The organism is Tamlana crocina (genome assembly GCF_012037625.1).
In genome coordinates this window covers 55,107-68,460 of record NZ_JAAVJS010000006.1, presented here as the reverse complement: position 1 = coordinate 68,460, position 13,354 = coordinate 55,107, and the positions used below count along the sequence as shown (strand labels likewise).

General features: G+C 40.8%; 10 protein-coding genes. 8 read left to right on the top strand and 2 right to left on the bottom strand.

The genetic code is table 11. The features are described 5' to 3' along the window. Positions 1-7 precede the first annotated feature (7 nt). The 8 genes from HC176_RS05655 to HC176_RS05620 all read left to right on the top strand — a co-directional run bounded on the left by HC176_RS05655 (position 8) and on the right by HC176_RS05620 (position 9,965). Entirely contained in the window at positions 8-2,416 is a 2,409-nt protein-coding gene (locus tag HC176_RS05655) for a 3-hydroxyacyl-CoA dehydrogenase/enoyl-CoA hydratase family protein (RefSeq protein ID WP_167917217.1), read from the top strand. Positions 2,417-2,458: 42 nt separating this feature from the next. Beyond that, positions 2,459-2,815, top strand: a complete 357-nt coding sequence (locus HC176_RS05650; RefSeq protein ID WP_167917216.1) for a four helix bundle protein — start codon at positions 2,459-2,461, stop codon at positions 2,813-2,815. A gap of 31 nt (positions 2,816-2,846) precedes the next feature. Continuing rightward, positions 2,847-4,037 carry an acetyl-CoA C-acyltransferase gene (locus HC176_RS05645; RefSeq protein WP_167917215.1) on the top strand — a complete coding sequence of 397 codons (1,191 nt, stop codon included), beginning with the start codon at positions 2,847-2,849 and terminating at the stop codon, positions 4,035-4,037. A 46-nt stretch (positions 4,038-4,083) separates the two neighbouring features. Further along, the gene (locus HC176_RS05640; RefSeq protein ID WP_167917214.1) at positions 4,084-4,449 is read left to right on the top strand and encodes a four helix bundle protein; all 366 of its coding nucleotides are present in this window, start codon (positions 4,084-4,086) and stop codon (positions 4,447-4,449) included. Positions 4,450-4,497: 48 nt separating this feature from the next. After that, positions 4,498-6,315, top strand: a complete 1,818-nt coding sequence (locus HC176_RS05635; RefSeq protein ID WP_167917213.1) for an acyl-CoA dehydrogenase family protein — start codon at positions 4,498-4,500, stop codon at positions 6,313-6,315. A 92-nt stretch (positions 6,316-6,407) separates the two neighbouring features. After that, a complete protein-coding gene (locus HC176_RS05630) occupies positions 6,408-7,742 on the top strand; it encodes a M28 family peptidase (protein WP_167917212.1) in 1,335 nt (444 codons plus the stop codon). Between the two features lie 10 nt (positions 7,743-7,752). Further along, positions 7,753-9,390 carry a M1 family metallopeptidase gene (locus HC176_RS05625; protein WP_167917211.1) on the top strand — a complete coding sequence of 546 codons (1,638 nt, stop codon included), beginning with the start codon at positions 7,753-7,755 and terminating at the stop codon, positions 9,388-9,390. 2 nt (positions 9,391-9,392) lie between these two features. Then, a complete protein-coding gene (locus HC176_RS05620) occupies positions 9,393-9,965 on the top strand; it encodes a YdeI/OmpD-associated family protein (RefSeq protein WP_167917210.1) in 573 nt (190 codons plus the stop codon). Positions 9,966-9,974: 9 nt separating this feature from the next. Here the strand turns inward: HC176_RS05620 and HC176_RS05615 are convergent, their stop codons facing one another. After that, positions 9,975-11,252, bottom strand: coding sequence for a glycosyltransferase (locus HC176_RS05615; protein ID WP_167917209.1), 1,278 nt, complete (start codon positions 11,250-11,252; stop codon positions 9,975-9,977). Between the two features lie 10 nt (positions 11,253-11,262). Then, positions 11,263-13,347, bottom strand: coding sequence for an HAD-IIB family hydrolase (locus HC176_RS05610; RefSeq protein ID WP_167917208.1), 2,085 nt, complete (start codon positions 13,345-13,347; stop codon positions 11,263-11,265). Between the last annotated feature and the right edge of the window lie 7 nt (positions 13,348-13,354).

The window sequence follows — 13,354 nt, the reverse complement described above, 5'->3', positions numbered from 1 at the left end:
ATTCAAAATGAATAAAAGACGGATAAATAAAATAGCCATCATCGGCTCAGGAATTATGGGCAGCGGTATTGCCTGCCATTTTGCCAACATTGGTGTAGATGTGCTTTTATTAGACATTATTCCCAGAGAACTGAACGAAAAGGAAAAGGCAAAAGGCCTCACCCTCGAAGACAAAGTGGTACGAAACCGATTGGTTAACGATGCTTTGGCAACCGCTTTAAAATCGAAACCCTCCCCTATTTATCATGAAAAATTTGCCTCTAGGATAACTACGGGAAACTTAGAGGACGATATCGCTAAAGTGGCCCACGTGGATTGGATTATGGAAGTGGTGGTTGAACGGCTAGACATAAAGAAACAGGTGTTCGAAAAACTCGAAAAACACAGAACCCCCGGAACGCTAATTACCAGTAATACCTCTGGTATTCCAATCAAATTTATGAGCGAAGGCCGTACCGAAGATTTTCAAAAACATTTTTGTGGTACCCACTTTTTTAATCCGGCGCGGTACTTAAAACTTTTTGAAATTATCCCAGGACCAAAAACAGACCCGGCCATATTAGAATTTTTAAACGGTTATGGCGAACAGTTTTTGGGCAAAACTTCGGTTGTTGCCAAAGATACACCGGCTTTTATTGGCAACCGAATAGGTATTTTCAGCATCATGAGTTTGTTCCATACCGTAAAAGATATGGGGCTAACCGTTGAAGAGGTCGATAAGCTTACCGGCCCAGTTATTGGCAGGCCCAAATCGGCCACCTTCCGTACCGTCGATGTGGTTGGGCTCGATACTTTGGTTCACGTCGCCAATGGTATTGCCGAAAATTGCAAAGATGACGAACGTTTAGAACTGTTCAAACTCCCCGATTTCATTAATACCATGATGGAAAACAAATGGTACGGTAGCAAAACCGGACAAGGTTTTTACAAAAAAGTTAAGGGTGACGACGGTAAAAGTGAAATTCTATCACTCGACCTCGATTCTATGGAGTATAGAGCTTCAAAAAAAGCAAAATTCGCGACTTTAGAGCTTACCAAATCGGTTGATAAAGTCATTGATCGATTTGAAATTTTAGTGTCTGGAAAAGACAAAGCAGGCGAGTTTTACCGAAAAACGTTTGCCGCATTGTTTGCTTATGTCTCGCACAGAATTCCCGAAATTTCAGATGAGCTTTATAAAATTGATGATGCTATGAAAGCTGGATTTGGTTGGGAACACGGCCCCTTCCAAATCTGGGATGCCATTGGTGTAGAGAAAGGCATCGAACTCATAAAAGCTGAAAACCTTCAAGTTGCCGACTGGGTTAACGAGATGATTTCCTCTGGAAACAACTCATTCTACACCGTAAAAGAGGGCGCTACTTATTTTTACGATATTCCTTCGAAATCACAAGAAAAAGTTCCCGGGCAAGACGCCTTCATTATTTTGGATAACATCAGGAAGTCAAAAGAAGTGTTCAAAAATGCCGATGTGGTTATTGAAGACTTAGGCGATGGCATTCTCAACTGTGAATTCCAGAGCAAAATGAACACTATTGGCGGCGATGTGTTAGCCGGATTGAATAAAGCAGTCGATATCGCCGAAAAAGACTTCGAAGGATTGGTTATTGGAAATCAAGGAGCCAACTTTTCCGTAGGTGCCAACATTGGTATGATTTTCATGATGGCCGTAGAACAGGAATACGACGAGCTTAACGGCGCCATAAAATATTTTCAGGACACCATGATGCGCATGCGCTATTCGGCCATTCCAACGGTTTCTGCGCCTCACGGCATGTCGCTAGGCGGTGCTTGCGAACTCTCCATGCATGCCGATAAAGTGGTGGCTGCCGCCGAAACTTATATGGGCTTGGTAGAATTTGGCGTTGGTGTCATTCCTGGTGGTGGCGGATCAAAAGAAATGGCTCTGCGTGCTTCAGACACCTTCAGAAAAGGTGATGTGGAACTGAATGTGCTTCAAGAATATTTCCTAACTATTGGCATGGCAAAAGTATCGACTTCGGCCTACGAAGCCTTCGATTTAGGCATTCTTCAAAAAGGAAAAGATATTGTGGTAGTCAACAAAGACCGACAAATAGCCGCAGCAAAAGCCCATGCCAAACTAATGGCAGAAGCTGGCTACACCAAACCCGTAAAACGAACCGATGTAAAAGTTTTAGGAAAACAGGCGTTGGGCATGTTTTTAGTGGGGACTGATTCTATGGAAGCTGCTCATTACATTAGCGAGCACGATCAAAAAATTGCCAATAAATTGGCCTATGTAATGGCAGGTGGAGATTTATCTGAGCCTACTTTGGTAAGCGAACAATATTTACTAGATCTAGAACGCGAAGCTTTTTTGAGTTTGTGCACCGAACGTAAAACTTTAGAGCGCATACAGCACATGCTCAAAACTGGAAAACCGTTGCGCAATTAACGTATAAAGTAAGCAGTATTCAGTATTAAGAACAATAAAACTATGCACAGATTTGAAGATTTGAAAATATGGCAAAAAGCAATGGATATTACGGAAAGTTGCTATAAAGCAACAGAAAACTTTCCTATTGAAGAAAAATATGGTCTTACTTCTCAATTAAGGAGAAGTGCAATTTCAATTCCTTCAAATATTGCTGAAGGTGCTGGAAGAAATACAAATGGTGAATTTAAACAGTTTCTAGGCATTGCAAACGGTTCTTCATTTGAGCTATTGACTCAATTATACCTATCGAAAAGGTTAAACCTTATCACTGAAAATAATGTTCGCCCAATAATCAACGAGGTGATTGAAGTTACTAAAATGAACTATTCCCTTCAAAAATCAATCCAAAAGTCTTAATACTCTTTACTGAAATCTTAATTCAGAATTTATGAAACAAGCATATATAGTTAAAGCATACCGAACCGCCGTTGGTAAAGCCCCAAAGGGCGTGTTCCGATTTAAACGTACAGACGAATTGGCGGCTGAAACCATCCAACATATGATGAAACAGTTGCCCGATTTCGATAAAACCCGAATTGACGATGTTATTGTGGGCAATGCCATGCCCGAAGGTTCGCAAGGACTTAACATGGCCCGATTCATTTCGCTCATTGGTTTAAATAGCGTGGAAGTTCCTGGTGTAACTATTAATCGATTTTGTGCTTCGGGAATTGAAACGATTGGCATTGCTGCGGCAAAAATCCAGTCTGGAATGGCCGATTGCATCATCGCCGGTGGTGCCGAAAGCATGAGCGCTGTACCTATGACCGGATTTAAACCCGAATTGAACTACAACACCGTTAAAGCCGGTCACCCCGACTACTATTGGGGCATGGGAAATACGGCCGAGGCTGTTGCTAATCAATTTAAAGTATCTCGCGAAGACCAAGATGAATTCGCTTTCAATTCGCATCAAAAAGCGATAAAAGCTCAAGCCGAAGATCGTTTTCAAAATCAAATTGTTCCTATTGAAGTCGAAGAAACCTATATCGATTCCCACGGAAAAAAAGCCACGAAATCATACACAGTTACCAAAGATGAAGGCCCTCGAAAAGATACGAGTTTAGAAGTTTTGGCTAAACTGAGACCCGTTTTCGCTCAAGACGGAAGTGTTACCGCGGGTAATTCCTCTCAAATGAGTGACGGTGCAGCATTCGTCATGCTTATGAGTGAAGATATGGTAAAGGAACTCAACTTAGAACCTATTGCCCGATTGGTAAACTATGCTGCTGCCGGTGTTGAACCACGGATTATGGGTATTGGTCCCGTAAAAGCCATTCCGAAAGCCTTAAAGCTGGCAGGACTAAAACAAGACGATTTAGAATTAATTGAACTCAACGAAGCCTTTGCTTCGCAATCTATTGCCGTAATTCGGGAGTTAAACCTCAACCCAGATATAGTAAACGTTAACGGTGGAGCCATTGCCTTAGGACATCCTCTGGGGTGCACGGGCGCTAAACTTTCGGTGCAATTATTTGACGAAATGCGCAAACGCAATATGAAAAACAAATATGGTGCCGTAACCATGTGCGTAGGAACCGGACAAGGCGCCTGTGGGATTTTTGAATTTCTTTCATAAGAACAAAGAGTAAAGATAAAAGACTAAAGAGTAGAAGCGGTTTTAAATGGGAGCAAAAAAAAGGCATAATTATAAAAACCTTAAAATTTGGCAACTCAGCCTGAATATCGCTAATAGCATTTCAGATTTATTAATTGAATTCCCAAAACATGAGCGATACGATTTATCATCACAACTGAGCCGATGCTCTGTTTCAATGCCGAGTAACATCGCTGAGGGTTCCGCAAAAAGTGATAAATCTTTCAGTAACTACTTGGATATTTCACTCGGTTCTTCATTTGAACTTGGTACTCAACTACTCATCGCACATCATAGACAATATATAAATAACGAAACATTAACAGAACTAGAAGAAAAAATAGAAGAGTTTCAAAGAATGACAATGGGCTTCCAAAATAGACTCATTGATTAAGTCCATTTTCTATTCTCTCTTTTCTCTTCTCTAAAAACCATTAATAAAATGAGCACAGAAGTTAACGAAAAAGATATTTTACGTGGAGGTCAGTTTTTGGTAAAAGAAACCAATTGCGAGGACATCTTCACTCCTGAAGATTTCAACGAAGACCAATTAATGATGAAGGAAGCGGTAACCGAATTTGTAGACCGCGAAGTTTGGGCAAAAAAAGGCCAGTTTGAAAAGAAAGATTATGCCTTGACCGAATCCTGCATGCAAAAAGCCGGAGAGCTTGGCTTTTTAAGTATTGCCGTACCCGAAGAGTACGGTGGCATGGGCATGGGGTTTGTTGATACCGTTTTGGTTTGCGATTTTATTTCGGGAGCTACGGGATCATTCAGCACGGCCTTTGGTGCCCATACCGGAATTGGAACCATGCCCATAACGCTTTACGGAAATGAGGAACAAAAGCAAAAATACGTACCCAAATTAGCCACAGGCGAATGGTTTGGCGCTTACTGTCTTACCGAACCTAGCGCTGGAAGTGATGCCAATTCAGGAAAAACCAAAGCGGTACTTTCTGAAGATGGCACCCACTACAAAATCACGGGTCAGAAAATGTGGATTTCCAATGCTGGTTTTTGTAGCTTAATGATTGTTTTTGCACGCATTGAGGACGATAAAAACATCACCGGATTTATTGTGGAATATGACCCTGAAAACCCTAACGGGATTACCATGGGCGAGGAAGAACATAAATTGGGGATTCGTGCTTCTTCCACAAGACAAGTGTTTTTTAACGACACCGTTGTACCTGTTGAAAACATGCTTTCCACCCGTGGCAACGGTTTTAAAATTGCTATGAACGCCCTTAATGTGGGCCGTATAAAATTAGCTGCTGCCTGTTTGGATGCCCAAAGGCGCACCATTACCGAATCGGTAAAATATGCCAACGATCGCATTCAGTTTAAAGTGCCTATTTCCAGCTTCGGAGCTATACGTCAGAAAATTGCAGAAATGGCCACCAATTGTTGGGTTGGTGAAGCAGCGACTTACCGGGCCTCAAAAAACATCGAAGACCGCATTACCATCAGAAAAAATAACGGTAAAGACACCCACCAAGAAGCCGAACTTAAAGGTGTTGAAGAATATGCCATTGAATGCTCCATTCTTAAAGTAGCTGTTTCAGAATTTATTCAGCGTTGTACCGATGAAGGCATCCAGATTTTTGGAGGAATGGGCTTTTCGGAAGAAACCCCCATTGAATCCGCTTGGCGCGATGCGCGTATCTCAAGAATTTATGAAGGTACTAACGAAATTAACCGTATGCTTTCCATAGGTATGCTGATTAAAAAAGCCATGAAAGGTCACGTTGATTTACTAACACCAGCACAGGAAGTTGCCGAAGAATTGGTGGGTATCCCTTCATTTGAACCTCAAGATTTTTCAGAGTTATTTTCAGAAGAAAAAAGCATTGTAAAAAACCTTAAAAAACTATTTTTAATGGTTGCCGGTGCAGCACTCAAAAAATATGGTGAAGCCATAGAAAAACAACAACAGTTGATGCTGGCAGCTTCTGATATTTTGATTCAAATTTACTTAGCCGAATCTGCGATTTTAAGAGCTGAAAAGATGGCCAAAAAAGAAGGCGAAGAGAACGTCAAGGAACAAATAGCCATGGCTAAGCTCAACCTATTCCATGCTATCGATGTGATTGAAACCGCTGGCAAACATTCTATCATTTCATTTTCCAAAGGCGATGAACAACGTATGATGCTCATGGGGCTTAAACGCTACATTAAATATGTAAACATGCCTAACATTATCGAACTAAGACACATTATCGCCGATAAAGTTATAAAAGAAAACAAATACTGCTATTAAGCAGACGTAAGTGACTAACTCAATATTTAAATGCGCCCAAATATTATTTGAGGCGCATTTATTTTTAGTTATTTTTAGATAAATTTTAAAATATGAAACGTTTAGTTTTTTCCTTACTATTCTGTTTTGGCGTATTGGCAAACGCCCAAAACACGCAACAAATTTACAACATCATCGATTCTGTTTCTGCAGAACGCATTGAGAACGACATACAAACTTTGGTGAATTTTGGCACTAGAAACACATTTAGCGATACACTATCCAACACCAGGGGTATTGGCGCTGCACGCCGTTGGATAAAAAAAGAATTTGAAACCATATCGAATAATTGCGCAGACTGCTTAGATGTATTTTACCAAAAAGATTTCGTTACCCAAAAAGGCAACTCTCGCGTGCCCCACGACGCTTGGGTAGTTAATGTTGTTGCCATTCAAAAAGGTATAAAATACCCTAACCGTTACATTATCATGAGTGGAGATATAGATTCTCGCGCCAGTGACACTATGGATTTTACGACCAATGCTCCCGGAGCTAACGATAATGCTTCGGGAATGGCAGGAACCATCGAGGCCGCTCGGGTGCTCTCTAAATATAAATTCGAAAGCAGTATCGTTTATGTAGGGCTATCTGGCGAAGAGCAAGGTCTATTTGGCGGCCAAGGTTTAGCTCAGTATGCTAAAGAAAATGGCTGGGACATTATTGGTGTATTTAATAACGACATGATTGGAAACATTAAAGGGATTGATGGCGTTATTGACAATAGAACCTTTAGAATTTTCTCTGAACCCGTCCCTCCCACTGAAACAGAACGCGAGCGCACCATGCGAAGGTTTTATGGTGGCGAAGTAGATGGAGTTTCCCGTCAGTTGGCCCGTTATGTGCATAAAAATGTAAAAACCTATATGCCAGAAATGAACCCCAAAATGATATATCGTTTAGATAGATTTGGTCGAGGCGGTCACCATCGCCCCTTTAACGATTTAGGCTTTGCCGGTATAAGAATCATGGAAGCCCATGAAAATTATACCCAACAACATCAAGATATTCGGGAAGAAAATGGGATTAAATATGGCGATGTCATTGAACACGTTAACTTTGATTATGCAAAAAAATTAACAGCTGTAAATGCTATCAACATGGCCAGCTTAGCCTCCGCCCCTCCCTCGCCAAAAAATGTAAGTATTGGAGGTATTGTAGAACCTTCTGTGAAACTCAAATGGGATAAAGTTACCGGAGCTAAAGGCTATAAAATCTATTGGCGCGATACCACTTCCCCCACCTGGGAGCACAGTCGTTACGTGGGCGATATTTCAGAATTTACACTGAACGGTATTATCATTGATAATTACTATTTTGGTGTGGCTTCAGTTGGAGAAAACGGATTCGAGAGCGTAGTTGTTTTTCCAAATCAAATATTTAGAGACTAATAATAAATCAATGAAAAAACTAATTTACATTTTAGCCTTTGTTTCATTCAACATGGGTCTTTCACAAGCTTTATTATCCAAAAAGAGCAACTTCACAAGGCAAGACACTCTTAGAGGTAGCATTACCCCAGAGCGCGAATGGTGGGATTTAACCTATTATCACCTCGATATTAAGGTCGCCCCAGACAATAAGTTCCTCTCAGGAAAAAACATAGTTCAGTACCAAGTTTTGAAAAACCACTCGGTTATGCAAATCGATTTGCAAGCACCAATGAAATTGCTAAAAGCCACACAAAACGGTACCGTTTTACAAATAGAACAGGATGGTAATGCCCATTTTATAACACTTGCCGAAACTCAAGAAATCGGAGATATTAAAAGCATAGAATTGTTTTATGAAGGGCATCCAAAAGAAGCGGTAAACGCTCCTTGGGATGGGGGTATTTCATGGAAAAAAGACAAAAACGGTGAGCATTTTATCGCATCTTCCTGCCAAGGTCTGGGGGCTAGCGTATGGTGGCCATGCAAAGACCATATGTACGATGAGGTAGACAGCATGCAAATAAGCGTGAACGTGCCATCGCATTTAATGAATGTTTCAAACGGCAGATTGAGAAGTATTGAGCAATACGGCGATACCAAAACCTATCGCTGGTTTGTAAGCAACCCCATTAACAATTATGGTGTAAATATCAACATTGCCAATTATGCTCATTTTTCTGATGTTTACGATGGCATGGCGGGAAACCTCGATATGGATTATTACGTGTTAAAATACAATTTAGAAAAAGCCAAAGAGCAATTTAAAGATGCCCCAAAAATGATGGAAGCCTTCGAGCATTGGTTTGGGCAGTACCCCTTTTATAAAGATGGCTATAAATTGGTAGAAGTACCTTATTTGGGCATGGAGCACCAAAGCAGCGTCACCTATGGTAACCAATACAAAAATGGCTATTTGGGCCGCGATTTATCAGGCTCAGGATGGGGTTTAAAATTCGATTTTATAATTATTCATGAATCAGGCCACGAATGGTTTGCCAACAATATTACCAATAAGGATATTGCCGACATGTGGATCCACGAAAGCTTCACCGCTTACTCCGAAAACTTATTTCTTGATTATTACTACGGAAAACAAGCTGCTTCAGAATATGTTATCGGAACTCGAAAAAACATTAAAAACGACCGCCCAATAATAGGGTATTATGATGTTAATCGCGAAGGTTCTGGCGATATGTACTATAAAGGTTCCAACATGCTACATACACTACGGCAGTTGATTGAAGACGACGAAAAATGGCGAAGTATCCTGAGGAAAATGAATGTTCAGTTTTATCACCAAACGGTAACCACACAACAAATTGAAAACTTCCTTTCTGCTGAGACAGGTATCGATTTAACCGAATTTTTCAATCAATATTTAAGAACCATAAAAGTGCCAACTCTAGAGTACTCCATCGAAAAGAACAATCTTAAATTCCGTTGGAATAATGTGGTTGAAAATTTCGATATGCCCATTCAAATTTCAATTAACGGTAAAAAACAATGGTTGTTTCCAAAACAAGAATGGAACACGTTAACTGTTGAAGATAAAATTGAGTCGTTTAAGGTTGACCCTGATTTTTACGTAGAAAGTAAAGCCATTTAGTTTTGACAAAACTTCCCGAATTATATTTTGAAACCGACACCGAGTGGCGGCTATGGCTACACGAAAACCACGTATCGAGCAAAGGCGTTTACCTGATATTTTACAAAGTTGACCACGAAAAAGAAAGCATGCGCTGGGAGGAAGCCGTAAAAGTAGCCCTTTGCTACGGTTGGATAGATTCTACGGTAAAAAGTTTAGGCAATGGTAAACGGCGCCAATATTTTACCCCACGTAACTCAAAAAGTGTTTGGAGTGCGTTGAACAAAAAATATATTGAAGAACTAATTGCCCAAGATTTAATGCACGACAGCGGACTAAAAACCGTTGAAACAGCTAAACTAAACGGTAGCTGGAGCGCTTTGGACGATGTTGAAAATGGAATTATCCCTGAAGACCTTCAAATAGCATTCGATAACAATAAAGTGGCTTTTGGCAATTATAAAAACTTTGCGCCTTCTTACAGAAAAAGCTACCTGTACTGGCTCCACCAAGCCAAACGGGATGAAACACGAAAAAAACGCATAAACGAAATTATTCGGTTATGCGCTAGTAACATAAAATCCAGAAATTGGTAGGAAGGAGAATTAAAAAATATTGGATTCCATGGTACGCTGATTGATAGAATTTTCGAATACTTTTATCATACGCTTTGCAATACCTGTCCAGCCAAAATTTCGGCGGGCAAACCTCGCCCCTTCAACCGATAATTCATTTCTCATTTTGGGATATAATAAAGGCATTGACAACATGGTTCCGAATTCTATTGGCCTGTGCGGATCGGCAAACAAAGCCTGATTTCCAAAATCAATCAAATCGTATAAACCACCGTGTACGGTTACCACACTTGGTGTACCGCAGGCCATAGCTTCAATGGCTACCATACCAAAAGGTTCATACCTCGATGGCATGGCAAATATATTGGCCGAGCGGTATACATTGGCTAAATCTTCATCGGCGATATAACTTTTCCAAGCAATTCTGTCGGCTACTCCCAGTTCGTTGGCCAATTTTTTCAAACCGGCTACTCCCTTGTCGTCCTGTTTAGAATTATCGCCTCCAATAGCGGCAACCAATCGTGCTTCTGGACACAATTCAAAAACGGTGGGCAAAGCCTGCAAAAGTAAGTCGTACCCTTTGTTGTGTGCCATTCTTCCCAGGGCTAAAATATCGGTGGGATGGATATCATACTTCGCTCGTATTTTATCATTCTCTTTTGAGGGCACGGGATAGAATCTGTTTTCGTCTATTCCCGGTGGAATCATCCCACAATTTCGAGGCAATACATCATATTGCTGGGTAAGCAAATCTACCTGAGGCAGTGTAGTTGCAATAACGTAATTACACATTTGATAGACAAAATATTCCTTTCTAATGCGTTCCTTAAAACGGTACTTCTGTTCCATTTCCTTTTCGTCCATATCGCTGCCCATGGTGTGCTGTTTCCACCACCCTAACGAGTGCGGCGTATGCACATGCGAAATCCCCAACTCCTCAGCTATTTTTTGTCCGGCCCAGCCAGCATCCCAATAGTGACTGTAAACGACATCATATTTTTTGCGCTCCTTTTTTATAGCCGCCAAACAATTGGTAACAAACTTTTTTAGGTGGTCGTGCATATCTTCCTTTCGGATGAATTTCTTTCCTCCAAAGGGAATACGCCATATGTTATAATTTTCATCCACATGATCGTATTCAGGTTGGTCCTCAAATTGGCGGGTTACCAAATCCACACGCTTTCCCAATCGGCTAAAACGCTCAGCCAGCTCCAACACATAAACTACTTGGCCTCCTGTATCTGGTTTTCCTAATTCGGCGTTTGCACCAACGTATCCGTGCAGAGATATCATTAAAATTGACTTCATAGTTTTGTATTTATTTGTTAATTATATTTAAATCGTGACATGCTGAAATGTATTGGGCGGCCGACCAAGCTTGATAGGCTTTACCCATAGCTTTTCCTGTGGTACCGTGCGCCCATTCTGTAAACTCCCATTCTTCGGTCAACCCTTCTTTATTGATTAAGGCTAGTTTGTACAACTCTGAAATAGCCACGTCCTTCAGGCCTAATTTATTGACAAACTTCACCCAAAACCCACCTACAAATGGCCAAATACCCCCATTGTGGTAATGGTGCGGAAGGTTCAATAAATTAACGGTATAGTAAGGTTTCCAATCGGGGTCGCCCGGAGTAACTACGGGATAAACATTCGAAACCGGAAAAGGATCGTTTACCCCAACCCCCAACATAAACTTAAAGGTTTGGTGCGCTTTTTCGGCATCTACGGTGCCATGTAAAAAGGCGAGTACATTCCCGAATACGTCGCAGCGCCAACCAAAATCGAAAGGTGTGGTTTGGGCAATTAAATACGAGGTATCTCCCAATGTAAACTGTCGCTCGGCAAAGGAAACCGATTGGAACAGCTTTTGCTGTGTTGAAGGCCAAAAGTTAATGAGTATTTCTTTTTTAATTACTTGCGACCATCGGATATACTCACCGGCTTCTTCGTATTCGCCCAACATTTCTAGCATTCGGCCGAAACAAACATTAGCTCGGTACCAGAGAATTTCATCGTATAGGATATTATAGCTTCCGCCGAATAAATCGGTCCAATCGCCAGCTTCGGGTATTTCCAAAAGCGCATCGTTATTACTATCGTGTGCCCCAAGCCAACGCATGGTTTCTTTTATATCTGAAATATACTTCCGAAGAAAATCAATATCTTTTGTAACATTTACGTATTCGTAAAAGGCAATCACCACCCAAATACCACTATCAATGGAGCAAATGCCCCCTACACCAGAGTAATCGGGCACGTTATCTTTAATTCTCACATTCGAAGGGATTTGCCCGTTGCGTGAAATATGCTCAAATAAAGTAATTAAGGTTTGCCGTTGACATTGATGGATTTCCTTATCTCGGATTAAAGGCAACGAACCAATTACGGTAATGGCACCATCTCGCGCCCAAACGCTATGATAGTTTTCATCGGTACCACTTGGAATGTTATCTTCTATCGAACAAGCCGAAAAACCCAATGGTGTGATGTTCTTTTTTAAGGCTTCAACCGCTTTTACGTATCCTTCTTTTATTAATGCTATCTTTTCATCCTCATCTTCTTGAGCAATATTGTTCAATTCCTTTTGAATAATAAAATCATCGGAATGGTCTTTGTCCATGGTCGCTAAAGCTTCGTTTGGCAAAACACCATAATACACCAAACCTTCAACAACACCATTGCCGTGCTCACCTTCGGCATGATAAATTTGCCTGTATTTTGTAAACTTATAAAGTTCTTCGTGGGCGTTGGCTACCACTATCCCTTTTACATCTTCTAGGTTGAACATTGCGGAATCATTCCCGCTATCTCCGGCCACGAGCACTTCACTGGTGTTTATTTCCAGTTTTTGAAGTAGCCACTGTAAGGCATTTCCTTTATTCGCCCATTTGGGCAAAATGTCCAAAAACTTATCGCCAGAATACACCACATTGATGTGCATATTGGCTTTTTCGAAATCCTTTTCAATACCTTCAATAAGATCTGGAGTAGCATCGTAAAAAAAGTAACTTCTTTTATAGGAGTGCTGAAACCGTAATGGCTGCTCGCTAATAGGGTGATTTATGCTCTGAACAATATTTTCAACGGCTGATAAATCCCAACCCTCATCCAGTATATCGTTAAATTCCTTAACAACTCTTTTGTTTGGGTAATCGTAAATATGAGTACCCACGCCAGAAATAATATAATCTGGCTCGGGTAGCACCCCAGTTTCTATTAAGTTCTTTACATCACCAATAAGCCGGCCGGTATTATAGGTGAGCAGGACATCGGTATCGTCCTTATATTTATTCCAAATTTTTGTAAAATTTCCCTTTAAGGTGTGAAACTCAATTAAGGTATTATCAATGTCGAACGACAATAATTTGATAGGGTACTTTTTTGCAAGTTCTGTATCCATATATTAA